Origin of the sequence: Thermoanaerobacter sp. CM-CNRG TB177 (assembly GCF_018588165.1) — a bacterium.
GTDB lineage: Bacteria > Bacillota > Thermoanaerobacteria > Thermoanaerobacterales > Thermoanaerobacteraceae > Thermoanaerobacter > Thermoanaerobacter thermocopriae.
The window spans coordinates 1-21,080 of the sequence record NZ_JAFCAC010000056.1 but is presented as its reverse complement, the minus strand read 5'-3'; the positions used below and the strand labels follow the sequence as shown (position 1 = coordinate 21,080).

Genomic DNA, 21,080 nt, shown 5'->3' with positions numbered 1-21,080 from the left:
TTAAGACAGAGCTAAAAAAGCCTGTCTTTTTATTTTTTATTGTTTACAAAATATATAAAAATTTTTGTGGACAAAGGCGAACTTTTAATATAATTTTAAAAATAAAATTCGCATTTTAATTGATTTGTGCTTTTTTTTCTGGTAATATATATTACGGGCTTTTGTTTTTCATATACTAAGTAAAAGGGGTTATCTTTATGAGAGTGTACGACGTCATTATCATTGGAGGAGGTCCTGCGGGACTTTTCACTGCCTTAGAACTAATCGATAAAAAAGATGGATTAAATATATTGCTGTTAGAAAAAGGGAAAGATATACAAAAAAGAATTTGCCCTATTAATGTCTATGGCTCAAAGTGTGCTAATTGTAAACCCTGCGCTATTACTTCTGGAATAGGGGGCGCAGGGGCATTTAGTGATGGGAAACTGACTTTGACATCAGAGTTTGGTGGGGTTTTAGATGAATACATGTCTAAGTCGCAGCTTAACGACCTTATAAATTATGTCGACAGGATATACGTAAAATTTGGAGGGACAACAGAAGTTCACGGTACAGATAGAGAAAAAATCAGAGAAATAGAAAAAAGAGCTCAAGCTGCAGATTTAAAATTGATTCCTGCAGTGATAAAACATTTAGGTACAGAAAAATGCTTTGACATTATAAAAAACATGAGAGATTATATTGGGCAAAAGGTGGAGATTAAAACAGAGACACCTGTTGCTGAGATAATTGTAGAAAATGGCAAGGCAAAAGGGGTAGTTACAGAAAAAGGAGAAAAATATTACGGGGAATATATAGTTGTTGTACCTGGAAGAGAAGGTGCTGAATGGTTCAAAAGAGAAGCTGACAGAATCGGATTGGAAACAAAAAATAACGCTGTTGATATAGGAGTGAGAGTAGAAATTCCTGCTGTTGTCATGGAAGATATAACAAAGGAAATATACGAATCGAAATTTATATATTATTCTAAGTCCTTTGATGACAGGGTAAGGACTTTTTGTATGAATCCTTATGGTAAAGTTGTGATAGAAAATAATAATGGAATTAAAACAGTAAATGGACATAGCTACAAAGATATAAAAACAGACAATACAAATTTTGCAATACTTGTTAGCAAAGAATTTACCCATCCTTTTAATAGACCCATAGAATATGGTCGTTATATAGCAGAACTTGCCAATATGTTAGGAGATGGAGTGATTGTGCAAAGATTAGGGGACTTACTAGCGGGAAGGCGTTCTACTCCAGAAAGGATTAAGAGAGGCCTTGTGGAACCAACTTTAAAAGATGCAACGCCAGGAGATTTAAGCTTGGTGTTACCTTATAGATTTTTGCAGTCAATTATTGAGATGTTGCAAGCTTTGGACAAAGTATCTCCAGGGGTATATTCTAAACATACACTTTTATACGGTGTTGAGGTAAAGTTTTATTCCTCACGAGTAAAGCTTACTGACAAATTTGAAACGCAAATTCAAAATCTATTTGCGGCGGGAGATGGAGCAGGCATTACACGGGGACTGGCACAAGCCTCTGTATCTGGCGTTGTAGTTGCAAGAGAAATATTGGAAAGAGTTAAATAAGGAAGGAGAATAATTATGTCAACATTAGTTATAGTTGGTACCCAATGGGGAGATGAAGGGAAAGGGAAAATTACTGATTATCTTGCGGAAAAGGCAGATGTAGTCGTAAGATACCAAGGAGGGAACAACGCAGGGCATACTGTTGAAAAAGAAGGTGTCCAGTATAAACTTCATTTAATTCCTTCTGGAATATTGTACCCCGAAAAAATTTGCGTAATTGGTAATGGCGTGGTAATTGACCCGGCATCTTTGATTGAGGAAATAGAAAATTTACAAAAACAGGGAATTAGCGTGGATAATTTAAAGATAAGCGATAGAGCCCATATCGTTTTTCCTTATCACATAAAGCAAGATGAACTTGAAGAGATTTCAAAAGGGAAAAACGACTTAGGGACAACAAAAAGAGGAATTGGTCCTTGTTACATGGATAAGTCAGAAAGAATAGGGATAAGGGTTTGTGACCTTCTAAAACCCAAAGTTTTTGAAGAAAAACTTAGAAGAAATGTGGAAAAGAAAAACAAACTTTTTAAGGAGCTATATGGAGCAGAAGGATTTGACTTTGAAGAAATGTACCAAAAATACTTGGAGTATGCTGAAAAAATAAAACCCTTTGTTACTGATACAACAGTGCTTTTATACGATTTAATTAAAAGTGGCAAAAAAGTTTTATTTGAAGGAGCACAGGGGACACTTCTTGATTTAGATTTGGGTACCTATCCTTATGTTACTGCTTCCCATCCTATAGCAGGCGGTGTTACAGTGGGGGCTGGCATAGGACCCACGATGATTGATGAAGTTATGGGAGTTGTGAAGGCGTATACTACGAGGGTTGGAAAAGGCCCATTTCCTACAGAGCTTTTTGATGAAAATGGTGAATTTTTAAGAGAAAAAGGCCATGAATACGGTACTACAACGGGAAGAGCCAGAAGATGTGGCTGGCTGGATGCTGTGATTCTTAGATACTCGGTAAGAGTATCCGGCATAACACATTTTGCTCTCACAAAACTTGATACTCTGACAGGGCTTAAAAAAATAAAAATTTGTACAGGATATAAATTTAATGGCAGAATAATAACAGATTTTCCCGCAAGTCTTGAGGATTTGGCACAATGCGAGCCTGTTTATGAAGAATTTGACGGGTGGGATGAGAATATACAAGGGGCCAAAACTTTTGAGGACCTACCTTATAATGCTCAAAAGTATGTAAAAAGAATAGAAGAGTTAATGGGTATTAAAGCAACAATAATATCTGTAGGACCGGAAAGAAATCAAACAATTATTTTAAAAGATTTTTGAAAAATAAAGTGAAGATGCTTTTCTAGAAAAAATTTATAAAAAAGCTTGACATGTACTGCCGTTCTAAGTATAATATATAAATGTCAGGACAACGAAGGGCTAAAAAGGTGCTGGCGTAGCTCAATTGGCAGAGCAGCTGACTTGTAATCAGCAGGTTGAAGGTTCAAGTCCTTTCGCCAGCTCCATTTTTTTGTCAAAAAGCAAGGTTGATAAGACCTTGTTTTTTTGTTTTAGTGAAATTTTGCATGGGGTGAATGATAATGAGTAAGAAAAATGAAATTTGCATTATAGATAGATTTGAAGGGGATTGGGCAGTCATAGAATGGAAACATAAGACTTTTAATTTACCTCGAGAATTACTTCCTAAGAATGTAAAAGAAGGTGATGTAGTAATATTTAGTGTGGATGTAGATAAAGGGGAAACAGAAAAACGCAAAAGAGCTGTTGAAGATTTAGCAAAAGATTTATTTAAAGACGAATAAAAACAGATAAATCCTAAAATGGAAAACAAGTTGGAGGAGAGGCTCTAGCTATGTACAAAAAGAGATTACTGCTATCTTTTACATTGATATTATTTGCCTTTATATTAGTAGGTTGTACAATATTTGACAATGCGTCTATTCATGAGGCTTCACAGTTTTTACAGGAAGAGATAAAAAGCCAACAAAAGATAGTTAAAGAAGCTGGAAAGGATATTTTAACAGTAAATTATATAGATGTTGGGCAAGGCGATAGCATGTTTATACAAACTTCATCAGGCAAAACGATGTTAATAGATGCAGGAACGCATGAAATGGGCAGTAAAGTTGTAAATTACATAAAAAGCCGCGGAATCAATAAAATTGACATACTTATCGGAACTCACCCTCATAATGACCACATAGGAGGTATAGTGGAAGTTTTAAAAACTTTCAAAATAGGAAAGTTTTACATACCTAAAGTAACGACGACAACAAGGACATTTGAAGAAGTTCTAAAGGCAGCTAAATTGAAGGGACTGTCTATAAATGTTGCAAAAGCAGGAGTAGTAATTGACCTTGGAGATGGTGTAATTGCAAAAATGCTTGCGCCAAATAGTTCCCATTACGAGGACTTAAATAATTACAGTGCGGTAGTAAAAATTACGTATGGTAATACCTCTTTTTTATTTACAGGAGATGCTGGTGAACAATCTGAAAAGGAAATGCTAAGTAAAGGAGATAATTTAAAAGCCGATGTCTTAAAAATTGGACATCATGGCAGTTCCTCAGCTTCCACCTGGGAATTTTTAAAAGCAGTACATCCTAAATATGCTGTTATATCTTGTGGTAAATACAATGACTATGGTCATCCCCACAAAGAAACAATGAAAAAGCTTAAGTTATTAGGAATAATAGTATATAGGACAGATGAATGTGGGACGGTAATTGCAGTAAGTAATGGCAAAACTATAAATTTTAATGTAGAGCCGGGGGATTATTTGTCGGGAAGTGAGATTAAAAGATAAATTTACTTTAATACATTGCATTTATAAAGTGATATGATATAATAAAAGCATTGAAACCAGTTGAAATAAATTTTTAGGAGGATTATTATGGCTACAGTAAAACCCTTTAAGGCAATAAGGCCTGTACCGGGATTGGCAAATAAAATAGCGTCCTTGCCTTATGACGTCGTAAATACCGAAGAAGCGAGGAATTTGGCGAAAGATAATCCTTATTCATTTCTTCATGTGGATAGAGCAGAAATAGATTTAGCTCCCTCTATAAATCCTTACGATGAAATAGTTTATGAAAAAGCGAGAGAAAATTTTTACAGAATGCTTAAAAAAGGACTGTTAATAAAAGATAATGAGGAGAACTATTACATCTATAGAGAAATAATGAACGGCAGGAGTCAAGTGGGATTGGTAGCGACTGTTTCGATTGATGAGTATTTAGAAGGAATAATTAAAAAGCATGAGCTTACTCTGCCGGAGAAAGAACAGGATAGAATAAATCACATGGATTACTGTGATGCTCACACCAGTCCAGTTTTTTTAACATACAAAGCCAATCAAGAGCTTAAAAAGTTGTTAAATAGCTGGATGGAGAGCAAAGAACCTATATATGATTTTGCATTAGAGGATGAAATAAGGCATACAGTGTGGATTATAGATGACAAAACTTTAATAGATAAAATTACTTCTGTTTTTAAGGAAATAGACTATCTTTACATTGCAGATGGACATCATCGGGCTGCTGCTTCTGTAAAAGTAGGCTTAAAGAGGCGAGAACAAAATCCTGATTATAAAGGAGATGAGGAGTTTAACTATTTTTTAGCAGTGTTAGTGCCCCATGATGAAGTTTTTATCATGCCATATAATAGGGTGGTAAAGGATTTAAACGGCTATTCCGAAAGTGAATTTATCGAAAAAATAAAAGAGAAATTTGAAGTAGAGAAATGTAATGAAGGCCAGCCTTTCAATCCTTCGCAGAAGCACACTTTTGGCATGTATCTATCAGGAAATTGGTACAAACTTACTGCCAAAAAAGGTACTTTTAACCCATCGGATCCGATAGAAAGCTTAGATGTGTCCATCTTACAAAAGAATCTGTTAGATCCTATTTTAGGGATAAAAGATCCGAGAACTGATAAAAAGATTGATTTTGTAGGAGGAATTAGAGGCTTAGAAGAATTAGAAAGAAGAGTTAAGGAAGACATGAAAGTGGCTTTTTCTATGCACCCGACAACAGTTGAAGACTTAATTGCTGTTGCCGATGCGGGAATGATAATGCCTCCTAAGTCTACCTGGTTTGAGCCTAAACTAAGAAGCGGATTATTTATTCACGAATTGAGCTAAAAGTACCTTTTCGCTTTTTTAAGGTGCTTCAGACTGTAGACAAACTTTCGTAAAGGAGATATTTTGCATAAGGAGCGACTTGTTACAAAGCGGTAACAAAACTTAGCAAGACCGAGGGTGGAGGCAGGGCCGAAGCCATGGATGGCGAAGGCGGGCACCTTAAGGCATGGATGCCGATTGTGCCCGGTACCCTGCCGGAGCCCGAAGGTCGAGCTTTAGTTTTGTCGCTTTGGAACATCGGAGCGACGATGCAAAATATCTCCTTTTGAATATTTTTTAACTTTGTCAACAAACTGAAGTACCTTTTCGCTTTTTTAAGGTGCTTTTTATTTTTTAAGTGAAAAAGTTCTATTATTTAAAAATTTGTACTAATATATATTGAAGGATAATTTAGGGGAGCTGGTTATATGAAAATAAAACAAAAAACACTACTAGGTTTAGTTATAATTGTAATTATCGGCTTAGTGTTTTATCTTTTGCCTGAGGAGACTCGACTTACATCTTACACAATTGAAGCAAAATATGATGACCAAAATAAAATAATTTATGCTACTCAAACAGTTAAATATATAAATACTAATGATATTCCTTTAAAAGAAATATACTTTCATTTATATCCAAATGCTTTCAAGACACAAGAGAATTTGCCTTTTACGAAGGAAGAGCTCCCTTTTGCATATCCTAATGGTTTTAAGGCAGGATTTATAGAGATTGAAAAAGTTACTTTTGACAAAGACATTCCAGCTACTTACGAATTAGAAGAACCTAATGAGGAAATTTTAAAAATAAAATTGCCTAAAGAATTAAAAAAAGGAGAAACAATACAAATCAATATGACCTACAAAGTACAAATTCCACCTTGCAGAAGTAGATTTGGCTATGGGAACAATACCGTACAGATAGGAAATTGGTATCCTATACTCTCTGTATATGATAAAAATGGCTGGAATAATGACCCCTACTATATTTTTGGAGATCCTTTTTATAGTAATATAGCAAATTACAAAGTAAAATTGTCAGTACCTAAAAACATGATAGTTGCCTCCACTGGAGAAATGAAAGAAGAGAAAAACTATGGAGATTCCAAAGAATTAATTATTGAAGCAAAAAGAGTAAGGGATTTTGCTATGGTTTTAAGCAAAAAATTTAAAATATCAGAGAAGCATGTAGATGGCATAAAAGTTAAATCCTATTATTTTACAGAAGAATATGGAAATAAAGCTCTTAAATTTGCTGTAGATGCAATCAAGTTTTACAATGATTATATTGGCAAGTATCCTTATAAACAATATTCTGTTGTACAGACTGATTTTTACATGGGAGGCATGGAATATCCTAATCTTGTAATGATATCAAAGGATTTGTATACAAAAGCTAATTTGTTTCATTTAGAATATGTAATTGCTCACGAAACTGCTCATCAGTGGTGGTATGGTGTTGTGGGAAATAATCAAATAAAGGAGTCTTGGCTGGATGAAGGATTGACAGAGTATACTACAATTATGTATATAGAAAGGTATTACGGTAAGGCAACAGCTGATGAGGTTTATAGACTTGTTGTAGAGGGGGAATTCAATAAATTTCTAAACACCAATTCAGATGTTTCCTTTGCTAAGACTTTGGCAGATTTTAAAGAGTGGAAGGAGTACACTAATATAGCTTATAATAAAGGAGCAATGGTTTTTTATAATCTGAGGAATCTGATAGGTGACGAAGAATTCAAAAAGGTTCTTCAGAGTTATTACGAAAAATACAAATATAAAATTGCCACTACGCAAGATTTAATTGACGTAGTGGACAATATTACAGGCAAAGATACAGGTGGATTTTTCCAAGAATGGTTTTATTAAATTATCATTTTCCGTTTTAGTCTTATATCCTCGCCGTAAAAATTAAGCAATTTAAAATGGCCGAAAATTCGCGAATAAATTCTCTCGGGATAAATTGCCATTATTTCTGATAGAGGTAAATTTGTGGAGATAATAAATTTTTTGCCAAGCAATAGTCTTGCATTTAAAATATTAAAAAATTCTTGCAAACTAAAAGCAGTTATGGACTCTGTTCCCAAATCGTCGATTATAAGGAGGTCACATTCTTTTAACAATTCCAAATAATCATTGTAACTGTTGCCATCAGCATTAAGCTTATTTATTCTCAAGCCCTCAATTAAATCTGGAGCTGTGCGATATATCACACTTTTACCTCTATCTAATAATTCCTTTGCTATACAATTAGCGAGGAAGGTTTTACCAAGCCCTGAATCGCCGTAGAAAAAAAGACTTTCAGCGGTAGTGTCAAAATTTTTTATAAAGTTGAGAGAAAACTCTACAATATTTTTCATGTTGCTTCTTGGAGAAGGCTTATCACCGAAGGGTATGTCTGAATAATATTCAAAACTGAAATTGGAGAAATTTTCTTTTTTGAGTATTTCGGCTATACTTGATTGCTTATAGTAGATATTTATAAGTTTTTGGTCAAAGCATTTACATCTTTTTCCATTTACATATCCTGTGTCTTTGCATACGTTGCATTCGTATTTAGGTTCTAGATAGTCTTCAGGATATCCATTAGATTTCAGTAGATTAGCTTTTTTCTTTTTTAAATTATTTAACTTCTCTTTTAAAAGATTTAAAAGGTCTCTTCCCTTTTCAGGTTCTTTAAAAATTGATTGAGTTATTTGGATTCCCACCTTCTTAATCTCTTCTTCAATTTTTTCAAGTTCGGGAATTTCCTTGTAAAGCTTGTTTTTACGATTGAGGGCATCTTTTAAAGCCCTATCTCTTTTCATTTCATATTCTTTAAGGATTTCATAAATGATATTTTCATTCATTAAATTCACTCCTTGAATGGGCTAAAAGCTTTTTCTCTAAATCTTCTATGTCGTAGCTTCTCTGAGAGTAGCTGTTGAAATAGTTTTTCGGAGCTTTGAAACCTGAGGTAACAGGGGTTTTCTTTTTTGTAGAGGACTTTTTATTTTCTAAATCTTCCACTGTTCGTATTCCTTCATTAAACCAGTTGATTAGTATTTTGTTTATATAAGGGAAACTAGGTTCATTCAATTTAAGGGTACATTCATTGCAGGCTTTTATTATCACATCTACATCAAAACCTAAATCCTCCATCCAGCGGTCCATCATCTCTTTGTGAGATTCCATTATTTCATCCTCTTTAAGGCCCAAAGCATTTAAAATCCTTCTATAATTTTGCCATTTTTTGTTTTCTGCTTTTAAGTATTCTTCTACATCCAGTGCAGTCTTAAGACCTGCATCATACCAAGCTATTGCTACCTTTTCCATATATCTTAAAGAAGTTTTGTTTTTAGAAGCGCAATAACTCACTAACATTGTTATTATTTCCAAGGAAAAACCGTATTCATCTATCCAACTTAAATATGTTTCCATTTCTGTTGGGGTTAAAGGTCTTCCTAAGGTCATTTCAATTGCTTCAAACATTTGTTTTACTTGAGGGTCTTGCAAAGACAGAGTGTGGTTTGAGGTTGACTGCGGAATAACTGGGAGATATTCAACTGTGTATTCCCCATCTATGTATTTTAATTTAATTAAACCAGATTTTTCCCAGTACTTCAAAGCTTTGTCAATTTCTATATCTGACATAAATAATTTATCTGCTAAAGTTTTCAAAGGTATTTCATTGCCATAATAGCAATATTTTAATCCTAAGATATATACTTTGACATATTCACCTGGGGCATCTAGCATGAAATGATTTATAAAATAATTGCTAACAGGAGTACTTCCCCAATCGTCATTTTCGTTTAAAAGTCTAAAAATGCTCATCCTCCCCACCTCGAATATATTATAACACAGCGAAATAGCCTCTTCAATTGAAAAGAATTTAACTTAATTATCGGAATATTTGAGTGTATTTTTAAAATAAATATATATAGGAATATTACCTTAAAATATAACATATAATATGAAAGATGCTAGAAAATCAATTAAAATTTGTTTTCACAAAAAAGTATGGTATAATTAAAAAGGATTTACAAAAGAAAGGAGAATACTATGGGGAAGGCGAGGGATAAAAGCTATAAGTTTTTTCTTGTTTTATTAAAGACTTACAAGGACAATCTTATAGCTTTTGTTGTAGCACTAGCCATAGGGCTATCTTTTATTGCATATGAAGAAGGTTTTGCCTACAAGATAATAGTAGATGGTGAAACTATTGGAATTACCAAGAATATAAATGAGGTAAAAAATTTTATAGAAGAATTGCATAAAAGAGAAAAGCAGAAGACAGGAACGGATATAGTTTTAAACCAACAAATAAAATTTGAAAGGGTAAGAGTAGGTAAAAAAGATCTGACAGATTTACATAAAATTTATGCTAATTTGGAAAATGCTATGAGTTTTAGTTATAAAGCTGCTGTCATAATAGTGGATGGCAAATTTGTGACTGCGTTAAAAAATGAAAAAGAAGCAAATAAGGTTCTTGAAATGTTAAAGAATAAATACGCAAAAGATTCTGATAGAACGTATTTTAAAGAGGATGTCAAAATTGAAGAAAAGTACATACCTCCAAAATATTTAGCAAGCCGAGAAGAGGCGTTAAAAATATTGCAACAACCTGTAAAAAAAGCTGTTACATACACTGTAAAAGAAAACGATAGTTTGTGGTCTATTGCAAGAGACCATGATATGTACATTGATGATATTTTAAAATTAAATCCTGGCCTTACAGAAAATTTAAAACCAGGACAGGTAATATATTTATCCCCTGCTGTACCTAATGTTACGGTTGTTACTGAAAAGAGAATAGTTTACAAAGAGGAAATACCTTTTGAGACAAAATATACTCAAGATGACAAACTGTATACTAATCAGTCTAAAGTGTTGGTAGAAGGTAAAAAAGGCTTAAAAGAGGTAACTGCTGTTGTTGTAAGTTACAATGGCATTGAGATTTCTAAAAAAATAGAGAATGAAAATGTCCTTAAAAATCCTGTTAACAAAATAGTTGCAGTAGGTTCGAAAAGAATATCTTATATTGCTACAGGGTTCTTTAATTATCCTGCGAGAGGTACTATCACTTCAAGATTTGGACAAAGATGGGGGAGACTTCACACAGGAGTTGATATAGCGGCACCACAAGGTTCTCCTATTTATGCTGCAGATGGAGGTACTGTTATATTTTCAGGTTGGGAAAGTGGCTATGGATATTTAGTGAAAATTGACCATCACAATGGTTATGTTACTTATTATGGACATGCTAGTAAACTCCTTGTTAAAAAAGGCGATAAAGTGGCGAAAGGACAAAAAATTGCTTTGGTAGGCTCTACTGGTCATGCGACAGGACCCCATGTGCACTTTGAAGTGAGAAAAAATGGGGTTCCAGTTAATCCTTTGCCCTATTTAAATAGATGAAATTATGACAAGCCCTATACAGGGCTTCAGACTGATGACAAACTTTCATAAAGTAGATATTTTACATAAGTTGCGACTTGTGACAAAGCGCTAACAAAGCTTAGCAAGACTGAGGATGGAGGCGGGGCCGAAGCCAGGAGGGCGGAGGCGGGCACCTAAGACAGGACGTCGAATGTGCCCGGTACTCCGCCGCAATCCGAAAGTCGCGCTTTAGCTTTGTCGCTTTGGAACTTCGGAGCAACGATGTAAAATATCTACTTTAAATAATTTTTGGTTCTTTGTCAACAAACTGGAAGCCCTATACAGGGCTTTTTATTTTTGTGGGGTTGCTACAAGTATTTATGAATGTTATAATACAGTTGTAATTATATTTGTCAAAAAGACCTGTATTGCTTCATACATATAAATGCATTTACATATAAATTACATACAGGGTTTTGATTGTGTGTGAGGTGATACAGGTTGAAAAAGAAAATTATTGTTTTTTCTATTGCACTTATTTTATTAATTTCTCTTTATTATGCTAACAAAATTATGGTGGTTTCTTATCCTTATGTAAGAGAAATAAAAGAGGACAATTTAACAGATAATGTAAAAGATTACAAAACAGCACAAAGTGAACACTTTATTGTACGATATACACCGCCAGATGAAAAATACGTTCCTCTTGTTTTAAAAATTGCAGAAAAACATTATGACAGTATTACCAAAGATTTAGGTCACAAACCAATTGGTAAAATTGTCATTATAATGTACCATGACCCTGAAAAAATGAACAGGGACTTTTCACTTGCAAAAGGGGACACTGCTATGGGGATTTATTTAAATGGAATTATAAGCATAGCATCCCCCGAGCTGTGGATTAGTCCTACAAAAGACCTGGAAAAAGTTTTTGAGCATGAGGGGCCAATTGTACACGAATTTGCTCATCTTATTGTAGATGACGTTGCAAAAGGCAATTACCCTGTGTGGTTTACAGAAGGTATAGCTCTTCTGGAAGAATATCGAGAAAACGGTTTTGTCTGGGGTGAATATATAACAACTGATAAGCCATATTCTCTTAAAGAGTTGACTTATAATTTTAACCAATTAGACGAAACATTAGCTTATAAAAGGTCTTTTGAAATAGTAAAAGCCATAACTGACAAATATGGGATGCAAAGCATAAGAGAGATTTTAAAATATTTGGGGGAAGGATTAAATTTAAGTGAGAGCTTTTACAAAGTCACGGGGCAAAATTTAGAGAAATTTGTGGATTCAGTGAAATAAAGCAAGAAGAGCAATGTTCTTCTTGCTTTAACCTTATGAAAAGGATAAGGGGGGAACAAAAATGACTCATAGAATACTTATAGTTGATGATGAAAAGCCAATAGTTGAGATAATCAAATACAACCTGGAAAAAGAAGGATACATAACGTATGAAGCTTATGATGGAGAAGAGGCTTTAAAAATAGCAAAAGAACAAAATCCAGATTTAATAATACTTGATGTGATGTTGCCTAAATTAGATGGTTTTTCAGTTCTAAGAACTTTAAGGCAATCAATGACCATACCTATTTTGATGCTAACGGCCAAAGAGGAAGAAGTAGACAAAGTGCTGGGGTTGGAGTTGGGAGCCGATGATTACATAACAAAACCTTTTTCTATAAGAGAACTTATAGCAAGAGTAAAGGCTAATTTAAGGAGAATTAGTTTAAACGGAAATGAGTCTGGTAATGTCCTTTGCGTAAAAAATTTAAAAATTGATATGTCAAAGTATAAAGTAGAAAAAAACAATAAAGAAGTGGAACTCACCTCTAGAGAATTTGAACTTTTAAAATTTCTCGTTTTAAACAAAGGACTTATTTTTTCTCGTGAAATGCTATTGGAAAAAGTATGGGGTTATGAATATCTGGGTGATATTAGAACTGTAGATGTCACCATAAGAAGACTGAGAGAAAAAATAGAAGATGACCCCAGTAACCCCAAGCTTATTCACACAAAAAGAGGGGTTGGTTACTATTTTAGCGATGAAAGGCAGATTTAAAAGTATCCAATGGAAAATAATTCTCATATATAGTTTGTTAATACTTGTAGCAATGGAAATCATATGGGTATATCTCTATAAATCTCTTGAAAATTACCATATGAATAATTTTGACAATTACCTTGAAGCGCAAGTACGCGGTATTTCTTTTACCCTTAAAGACAACATGGATGCAAAAAGTTTAAAGAATATAATAAATATGTACATGGGTCCTAATTCAAATGTAAAGTATGTATATATTTTAGACAATGAAGGAAATATATTGGCCAGTTCAACGGGAGACAAAGGAAAGATGGTGACTCCCGCTATTGTTAAAGCCCTATCAGGGCAAATCGGAAGTGAAGTTACTGATGACTATAATTCTAGTGGAAAAATAAAAAGTTTTGCCATGCCAGTTTACAATAGTGATGGTAAAATAAATGGTGTTGTGTATATAAGCGGTTCTTTAAGTGGAATATATCAGACTTTAGCTGATGTCAATTTGATTCTTTTAAGTGCTACTCTTTTTGCTGTTGCAATTACTATGGTACTTGGGTATATTTTGGCCAAAACTATAACAGACCCAATAAAGGAAGTAACAAAATATGCACAAAAAATGGCAGATGGCGATTTTGATGTGAGGATAAGGATAAAATCTAATGATGAAATAGGAAAGTTAGGTGAAATGTTTAATTTTTTGTCTTTACGGTTAAAGCAGACTTTAAATGGCATTCAAGGCGAAAAAAACAAAATAGAAGCTATCATACGCTTTATGACAGATGGTGTTGTTGCAACGGATGCCAAAGGTAGAATAATACACTTTAATGAGGCTGCTGAAAAAATGTTAAATGCAAATTTGGAATTAGGGATGCCAATAGAGGGAATACTAAATTTAAAAAAAGAAGATGTAGTGGCGACAATGAATTGTGGAAACAAGGTTTTAACAGTTAACATAGCTCCGCTAAAAGGCAATCAACAAATAGAAGGATATGTATATGTGCTTCACGATATCACGGAGCAACATAAATTGGACACCATGAGGAAAGAGTTTGTGGCAAATGTCTCCCATGAGCTTAGAACTCCTATTGCTACTATAAAAAGCTATGTTGAGACTCTTCTTTACAGCGATGTAGATGCTGAGTATTCTAAAAAGTTTCTAAAAATAATAGATTCAGAAACTGACAGAATGACACGCCTAGTAAAAGATTTACTTCTTTTATCTAAAATGGATTCTGAAGATAACAACCTCAAATTTGAGCAAAAAAATTTAAATGACATAGTGGTGGAGGCAATAAACAGGCTTTCTATTGAAGCTCATAAGAAAAATCAAAAACTCATCGTAGACCTTCAAGAAACGCCGAGATATGTATATATTGACAGAGATAAAATGGAACAAGTTATAGTTAACTTGGTAACTAATGCTATAAAGTATACTCCAGAAAACGGGATGATAAAAATAATGACGGAATACGATGAAAGTTTTGCAAGTTTAATTGTGGAGGACAATGGCATAGGAATTCCTAAAGAAGACCTGCCTCGAATTTTTGAAAGATTTTATAGAGTAGATAAGGCTAGATCCAGAGAGCTTGGAGGTACAGGATTAGGACATTCTATTGTAAAACAGATTGTGGAACTTCACAAAGGAGAGGTAAACATAGAAAGCGAAGTGGGAAAAGGCACCATAGTCAGGGTTAAACTACCATACCAGTAAATTCGTAATAATAGTTTAATATTACTGTAACAATACTGTAATAATAGTAGGGTATAATGAAGACATAAAAGAGAAGGAGGGATATCCTTGAAAAAAATAATTGCTCTATTTGTAGCAGTGGTTATGTTTATGACCCTTTTTATGTCATATGGTTATGCAAAAGACCTAATAACAGTTAAAACAGATATAGATGATGTAAAAACGGATAATAAATATTTTATAATTTCTGGAAGTGGACAACCTAATACTGTCGTAGAGCTTATTTTAAACGACAATTTAAGCCATAAATGGGTTATAGATGACACGATGCTTTTTGCAAAATTATTAACTTTAAGCTATGGAGATAATTACATTGTCATAAAAGCTTATAAAGGAGACCAGCTCCAAATATTGAAAGGGCATGTGATACTCACAAAAAAGGACGGGGTTTTAAGAATAACAATAACTGCTATTGAAGACATAATAAAATCCCTTTTAAGATAGAGGGCTTGAGTGATGAAGGAAAAAATTAAATCACTGTTATTGCTTTTTCTTGTTATAACAAGTATGTATTTAACTTACAAATTATGGATATCCTTTCTTCAAAATGAATTTTTATTCATTGACAAAAAGTCCACAAATACAAAAGTGGACATTTTTCGTATAATTAGACCAGAATACACTTTTGTTAGTATTCAAGGTAAAGTATATTTGGTGTCAAATGCGGATTTTTCTTTTTCTTTATGGGAAAAAACAGTAGATTTTATTAATTCAACTAAAGAAGAGAAAATAAGTGAATCCGATGATAATAGCTGGGAATATGCACAAAAAGATACATTTATACGATTTTTACTAGGAAAAAATATAAATGCTGACTTATTAAAAGATAATTTTAGTAACAGAGATAGCTGGTTTAGAAAAATAAATAGCAGTATATATGTAAGAGAAATTGTTGTTAATATAGAAAAAAATCAAATTTTTTTAAGAGATGCGGCTAATAAAAAATTTTACAGCTTAAATTATTCAAAAATGGGAGATTTAAAAAACATTATAAAGACTTTGCCTAAAGAGGATGTCACTGTGTGTGATTCTGTTTATGAAGAAGGCAAGGATTATTTTGAAAAAAATGTGTACATACCCTCACTTACCTTTTCTATTAATAAAATATCCAATAAAATGACAAGTTTTAAAGCTGACAACCACTTTTTAAAGAAGTTTTTTACAAATATTTCTATTGTAAGAAAAATTACTGAAAATGACGGCTGTACTGTTTATACCGACGGTTTAAGAAGTTTACGACTATATCAAAATGGATTTATGGAGTTTTACAATACCATTTCTGAAGCGTCTTCAACTGATAAAATTTTTGCATTGAATAAGTCTATTGCTTTTTTAGAGGAAATAGGGATAAAAGCGGACAATATTTATCTGGTGGATTTCAAGCAAGAAAAAGGGGAGTATACTTTTTATTTTAATTATATATTTGATTATCCTCTTCGAATTTTCCAAAAAGAAATGTCGAATTTTCCTATTGAAATACATATTTCAAATGGCAATATCCAATATGCGCGAGTTTTGTATTTAGATTTGACAAGTAATGGAAACTATTTAATTTCCCATACAAAATTGAAACAATCCCTTTTAATGAGTTTAAAAAACATAAACTGGCAACAGACAATTTCTGATTTAAAAATAGGTTATTTATATTATGAAGGACAATTTATCCCTGTTTGGATAGGAGAGGGTAAGGATAAAGAGTTTTTTATAAACATATTTAATGGGAAGTTGATTTACAATGGGGTATAGATTATGAACTGGTCTAAAGCAAAAACAGTGAGGATAATCACTTTTGCGATTTTGAATGTTCTTTTATATCTAACTATTGCTAAAATGAATAAGCCAGAACCTCATCTTTTATCTGAAAGTGATTTGCATTCTTTAAAGAAGGTTTTGTCACAAAATAACATAATTTTGGAAACTACAATTCCACAAAAGAAAGAGCCAATGCCTCTTATTAAAGTAACGAGAGAAATATTTGATGAAGATTTTGTTTTAGAGAATTTTATTAAAGGGCAAGAATATGGAAAGTACAAAGAAAATAAATATACAATTTTTAAATTTGGAAATAAGATTATCAAAGTAGACGGCATCAGTTTTTATTATTTTGAAGAAAGTGATAAATTTAAAGATATGTCTTCTTCTCAAAAGGAAGAGTATATACAGGATTTTATAAATAGTTATCAACTTAAAGAAATAGATGGCCAAGTTAAAAAAATTACTCAAGGGAAGAAGGTGGAGGTAAACTATTTTCAAACCTATAAGGATTACTTTATAGATGGTGGTTGGATGGAAGGGAAAATAGATGAGAAAAGTTTTGAATTTTCAAAATCATGGTTTGATTCTGTTGAAATGGAAAGGGTTAAAAAAGATGTGATAGATGCGGCTTATGCGCTTTTAAAACTTGTGGAGATTAAGACGGATACAAAACCTATGGTGATAAAGGAAATAAAATTAGGCTATTATTTTAATTGGAGTAATGCCACAAAAGGAGAAGCGGTCCCTGTTTGGAGAATAACTACAGAAAAAGGGGATAAGTATTACGTAAACGCTTATACAGGAAATTTTGAAGAAGGCAAATAATTCCGCCTTCTTCTTTTTCTTTTTCTTCTTTAAATACTTGTAAAATATATTAAATTGTATTAAAGTATATATTGTGAGATATGTGTCTTTTTAATTTAATTTGACTTGAAGGGAAGATTAAAAAATGGAAAAATTCGTAATCAAAGGAGGAAAACCTCTTACAGGAAGTGTACAGATAAGTGGTGCCAAAAATTCTGCTGTTGCAATTCTTCCCGCAGCGCTATTGGCTGATACTCCGAGTGTGATAGATAATTTACCTGATATAAATGATATAAAATTGTTAACACAGATGATACGTCATCTAGGAGGAAAAGTAGAGGAGAAAAAACACGAAATAATGATTGACCCAACAGGCTTAAATTCCTTTTGCCCTCCTCGAGATTTAGCGAGCAAAATGAGGGCATCGTATTATCTTGTTGGAGCACTTTTAAGCAAGTTTAATGAAGCAGTAATTGCGATGCCGGGCGGGTGTAATATTGGTGTCAGGCCTATTGACCAGCATATCAAGGGTTTTGAAGCTTTAGGAGCAAAAACTACTATAGAAGGTGGACTTATAAGGATTAAAGCAGACAAGTTAGTAGGTAATCATATATATTTTGATGTAGTAAGCGTGGGTGCTACTATAAATTTGATGTTGGCATCGGTTAAAGCTGAGGGAGTAACAATATTAGAAAACTGTGCAAAAGAGCCCCATGTAGTTGATGTAGCAAACTTTTTAAATGCAATGGGAGCAAATATCAAGGGCGCTGGTACAGATACTATCAAGATAACAGGGGTAGACAGACTTCACGGATGTCACTATACCATTATTCCTGACCAAATAGAAGCAGGAACTTACATGGTGGCAGCTGCTGCGACAAAAGGTGATGTGTATATAAAAGGAGTAATTCCAAATCACTTAGAGGCAATTATTGCAAAACTGACAGAAATGGGAGTTATTGTTGAAGAACATGACGATGTGGTAAGAATAAAAAGAGAAGGGCCTTTGAAGCATGTTGATATAAGGACTTTACCTTATCCTGGTTTTCCAACAGATATGCAACAGCCTTTTGCGGTGCTTTTGGCTTTGGCTGAAGGCATAAGTGTCATTACTGAAAATATCTATGAAAATAGATTTAAATATTTAAATGAATTAGAGAAAATGGGAGCAAAAGTAAGGATAGAAGGAAGGAATGCAATATTTCAAGGTGTAGAGAAATTGACAGGTGCACCTCTTTATGCGACAGACTTAAGAGGAGGTGCGGCAATGGTTATAGCAGGGCTTGCTGCAGAAGGTATGACAGAGGTTATGGAGGTTTATCATATAGATAGAGGTTATGAAGCAATGGAAGTAAAGCTTCAACAATTAGGTGCTGATATAGTAAGGGTAAAGGAATAAAAAGCTATAAAATTTTGAGTATAATGCGCTGCATAATATCTCATCCTATTTAATGAGGTGATATTATGCAGCGTCAATTAAAGAGTTTTTTTGCTGTTGCAATTATAACTGCTTTGGTTAGCTCTTTAGTATTTGTATATATTGCACCAAAATATTTATGGGGTAAAGTTATCCCTATACCTTATCCTCCTTCTTCAGGAATGAAAACAGAAATAGTGATACCAACAAAAGAATCTCCTACAATAGCGGAAATAGTGGCAAAAAAAGACACTCCTGCTGTTGTGGGGATTACTACTGTAGAATTTCGAAGAGAATTTTATTTTATAGAAAAAGCTGTAGAAGGTGTAGGTTCTGGTTTTATTGTTGATCCAAATGGCTATATTATAACAAACAATCATGTAGCTAATGAAAAATCCAAAAATATAAAGGTATATTTAAGCAATGGCAGTATACTTCCAGGTAAAGTTTTATGGAGTGACTCTGTTTTAGACCTTTCAATTTTAAAAATTGGTGCAAAAGACCTGCCAGTTATACCCTTAGGAGATTCTGACAAGATATCGGTAGGGCAAACTGCAATAGCAATTGGAAATCCTTTAGGACTTAGATTTCAAAGGACGGTTACTTCGGGAATAATAAGTGCTTTAAATAGGAGCCTTCCTATTACTGAGGGTGGAAAACCGCGAATTATGGAAGACCTTATACAGACAGATGCTTCTATAAATCCAGGAAATAGCGGAGGACCTTTAGTGGATTCTCGAGGTTATGCAATTGGAATAAATACTGCAAAGGTGACAACCGCTGAAGGATTGGGCTTTGCTATACCTATAAATATTGTAAAGCCTATACTTAAGAAAGTGATAGAAACTGGTACATTTAAAGCACCTTATGTTGGCATAGTTGCCTATGATAAAGAGATTGCCAGTTACATTTCCACAGATGTCTACATATATGAGGGCATATATGTGGCAGATATTGACCCTACAGGTCCTGCTTATAAAGCTGGTATTAGGAAAGGCTATATTATTTTGCAGGTAGATGGAAAACCTGTAAATACTATGACAAGTTTAAAATGTATTATTTATGAAAAAAATCCAGGAGACAAAATAAAAGTCAAGTACAAAACCGTAACAGGGAAGACAGGATATACTACTATAACTCTCGGAGAATAGGAGAGGTTTTATGTTTGTTGTGTGTGAAAAGCATTTAGAGGATGCTATTGAAGAATTTGTTGAAGTGTATGAGCAGCCACCAGATATCTATAAATTAGATGAAGTTTCTTTTACTGATTGGCTGGTACCTCATAAATGCGATTTTTGTGATGAGCTACCTAAATATCTTGTAGTTTAAAAATGAGGGGCTTAATAATGAAGATATATATAATAGCTGTTGGGAAAATAAAGCAGAACTATATAAATGATGGGATAGATTTTTATTTAAAAAAATTGCGTCCTTATTGTGAAATAGAAATTAAAGAAATAGAAGAAGAAAAAGTTCCTCAAAATTTAAATGAAAAAGAAAAAGAGGAGATTTTGCGCAAAGAAGGTGAAAGAATTCTTTCTAAAATAAAAAAGGGAAGCTTTGTTGTTTCTCTTGCTATAGAAGGAAAAGAAGTGGATTCATATGAGTTTTCCAAGTTTTTAAAGGCTACTTTTCAATCTGGTTATAGAGAAATGACTTTTGTAATAGGGAGCTCGCTAGGATTGTGGGAAAATATAAAAAAGCAATCTCACGCAAATCTTTCTTTTTCTAAGATGACTTTTCCTCACCAATTGATGAGACTCATACTTTTAGAGCAAATTTATCTAGCTTTAAGTAAATAAAATTACTTATGATAAGGTTCATTGTTTAAAATTTTATATGCCCTATATAACTGTTCAAAGAAAATAGTGGAAGTCAAACCTAAACTCATTTTCATGCTACTTATGCTTATGGTCTCATTACAATGAATTTTTTCATTTCCTATGATCATTAATATATCTGTTATTCCAGTAAGTTCAAACTCTTTTATTTTTTCTGCTAATTCCTCTGAAGATAAGGATTTACCTGCAGGTGATATTACTATTTTGTAATATTTATCCGTATCTTGAAAAGGTAATTTTTGAGAATTTTTGTAGCTTGAAAAAGTGATATTGCAAAATTTACTTAGCCTCTTTTGATATTCTTTTATTGCATCAGAATAGAACTTTTCTACCTTATTACCTATAGCATAGACTTTGTAATTCATATTACCACATCTTGATAGTGTAAAATTTCAGTAGGTGATGAAGCAGGAAAATGGGGTATGGATGT

The 21,080-nt window shown here is 33.2% G+C and carries 20 protein-coding genes and 1 tRNA gene; 18 read left to right on the top strand and 3 right to left on the bottom strand.

Annotated features, from left to right (window positions below; translation table 11 throughout):
• Positions 1–197: 197 nt before the first annotated feature.
• The 7 genes from I4N53_RS05960 to I4N53_RS05930 all read left to right on the top strand — a co-directional run bounded on the left by I4N53_RS05960 (position 198) and on the right by I4N53_RS05930 (position 7,547).
• Positions 198–1,580 carry an NAD(P)/FAD-dependent oxidoreductase gene (locus I4N53_RS05960; protein WP_009052092.1) on the top strand — a complete coding sequence of 461 codons (1,383 nt, stop codon included), beginning with the start codon at positions 198–200 and terminating at the stop codon, positions 1,578–1,580.
• Between the two features lie 15 nt (positions 1,581–1,595).
• On the top strand, positions 1,596–2,876 hold the full coding sequence (locus I4N53_RS05955; RefSeq protein ID WP_214495841.1) for an adenylosuccinate synthase: 1,281 nt from the start codon (positions 1,596–1,598) through the stop codon (positions 2,874–2,876).
• A 109-nt stretch (positions 2,877–2,985) separates the two neighbouring features.
• Positions 2,986–3,061: transfer RNA gene (locus tag I4N53_RS05950), tRNA-Thr, on the top strand.
• A gap of 75 nt (positions 3,062–3,136) precedes the next feature.
• Entirely contained in the window at positions 3,137–3,358 is a 222-nt protein-coding gene (locus I4N53_RS05945; protein ID WP_028992467.1) for a DUF3006 domain-containing protein, read from the top strand.
• Positions 3,359–3,408: 50 nt separating this feature from the next.
• Complete coding sequence (locus I4N53_RS05940) at positions 3,409–4,362, top strand: ComEC/Rec2 family competence protein (RefSeq protein ID WP_214495840.1); 954 nt, start codon at positions 3,409–3,411, stop codon at positions 4,360–4,362.
• An 87-nt stretch (positions 4,363–4,449) separates the two neighbouring features.
• Positions 4,450–5,697, top strand: a complete 1,248-nt coding sequence (locus I4N53_RS05935) for a DUF1015 domain-containing protein (RefSeq protein ID WP_214495839.1) — start codon at positions 4,450–4,452, stop codon at positions 5,695–5,697.
• A gap of 407 nt (positions 5,698–6,104) precedes the next feature.
• Entirely contained in the window at positions 6,105–7,547 is a 1,443-nt protein-coding gene (locus I4N53_RS05930) for a M1 family metallopeptidase (RefSeq protein WP_214495838.1), read from the top strand.
• On the opposite strand, the gene I4N53_RS05925 is transcribed toward I4N53_RS05930, so the two are convergent.
• Positions 7,544–8,527, bottom strand: coding sequence for an ATP-binding protein (locus I4N53_RS05925; protein ID WP_214495837.1), 984 nt, complete (start codon positions 8,525–8,527; stop codon positions 7,544–7,546). The two genes, I4N53_RS05930 and I4N53_RS05925, sit on opposite strands and share 4 nt — an antisense overlap.
• The gene (locus tag I4N53_RS05920) at positions 8,520–9,494 is read right to left on the bottom strand and encodes a DnaD domain protein (RefSeq protein WP_012996207.1); all 975 of its coding nucleotides are present in this window, start codon (positions 9,492–9,494) and stop codon (positions 8,520–8,522) included. The genes I4N53_RS05925 and I4N53_RS05920 overlap by 8 nt, the downstream gene beginning before the upstream one ends.
• 228 nt (positions 9,495–9,722) lie before the next feature.
• Here I4N53_RS05920 and I4N53_RS05915 point away from each other — a divergent pair, with 228 nt between their 5' ends.
• From I4N53_RS05915 to rlmH, 11 genes are all read left to right on the top strand, one after another.
• Complete coding sequence (locus I4N53_RS05915) at positions 9,723–11,078, top strand: peptidoglycan DD-metalloendopeptidase family protein (protein ID WP_214495836.1); 1,356 nt, start codon at positions 9,723–9,725, stop codon at positions 11,076–11,078.
• Positions 11,079–11,540: 462 nt separating this feature from the next.
• Complete coding sequence (locus I4N53_RS05910) at positions 11,541–12,347, top strand: peptidase MA family metallohydrolase (RefSeq protein WP_214495835.1); 807 nt, start codon at positions 11,541–11,543, stop codon at positions 12,345–12,347.
• A gap of 61 nt (positions 12,348–12,408) precedes the next feature.
• Positions 12,409–13,104, top strand: a complete 696-nt coding sequence (locus tag I4N53_RS05905) for a response regulator (protein WP_012996204.1) — start codon at positions 12,409–12,411, stop codon at positions 13,102–13,104.
• Positions 13,088–14,794 (top strand): ATP-binding protein, encoded by a 1,707-nt coding sequence (locus I4N53_RS05900; RefSeq protein WP_214495856.1) that lies wholly within the window; start codon positions 13,088–13,090, stop codon positions 14,792–14,794. Before I4N53_RS05905 ends, I4N53_RS05900 begins: the two co-directional genes overlap by 17 nt.
• Before the next feature lie 87 nt (positions 14,795–14,881).
• Entirely contained in the window at positions 14,882–15,277 is a 396-nt protein-coding gene (locus tag I4N53_RS05895; protein ID WP_214495834.1) for a hypothetical protein, read from the top strand.
• Positions 15,278–15,289: 12 nt separating this feature from the next.
• Positions 15,290–16,579 (top strand): YycH family regulatory protein, encoded by a 1,290-nt coding sequence (locus I4N53_RS05890; RefSeq protein ID WP_214495833.1) that lies wholly within the window; start codon positions 15,290–15,292, stop codon positions 16,577–16,579.
• A 3-nt stretch (positions 16,580–16,582) separates the two neighbouring features.
• On the top strand, positions 16,583–17,413 hold the full coding sequence (locus I4N53_RS05885) for a two-component system regulatory protein YycI (RefSeq protein WP_214495832.1): 831 nt from the start codon (positions 16,583–16,585) through the stop codon (positions 17,411–17,413).
• Between the two features lie 124 nt (positions 17,414–17,537).
• The gene (locus I4N53_RS05880) at positions 17,538–18,791 is read left to right on the top strand and encodes a UDP-N-acetylglucosamine 1-carboxyvinyltransferase (RefSeq protein WP_214495831.1); all 1,254 of its coding nucleotides are present in this window, start codon (positions 17,538–17,540) and stop codon (positions 18,789–18,791) included.
• 65 nt (positions 18,792–18,856) lie between these two features.
• Positions 18,857–19,960 (top strand): S1C family serine protease, encoded by a 1,104-nt coding sequence (locus tag I4N53_RS05875; protein ID WP_214495830.1) that lies wholly within the window; start codon positions 18,857–18,859, stop codon positions 19,958–19,960.
• A gap of 10 nt (positions 19,961–19,970) precedes the next feature.
• Positions 19,971–20,138 carry a CxxH/CxxC protein gene (locus I4N53_RS05870; RefSeq protein WP_012996198.1) on the top strand — a complete coding sequence of 56 codons (168 nt, stop codon included), beginning with the start codon at positions 19,971–19,973 and terminating at the stop codon, positions 20,136–20,138.
• A 17-nt stretch (positions 20,139–20,155) separates the two neighbouring features.
• The gene (rlmH, locus tag I4N53_RS05865) at positions 20,156–20,611 is read left to right on the top strand and encodes a 23S rRNA (pseudouridine(1915)-N(3))-methyltransferase RlmH (protein WP_214495829.1); all 456 of its coding nucleotides are present in this window, start codon (positions 20,156–20,158) and stop codon (positions 20,609–20,611) included.
• Between the two features lie 2 nt (positions 20,612–20,613).
• On the opposite strand, the gene I4N53_RS05860 is transcribed toward rlmH, so the two are convergent.
• A complete protein-coding gene (locus I4N53_RS05860; RefSeq protein ID WP_214495828.1) occupies positions 20,614–21,015 on the bottom strand; it encodes a 23S rRNA (pseudouridine(1915)-N(3))-methyltransferase RlmH in 402 nt (133 codons plus the stop codon).
• Positions 21,016–21,080 lie beyond the last annotated feature (65 nt).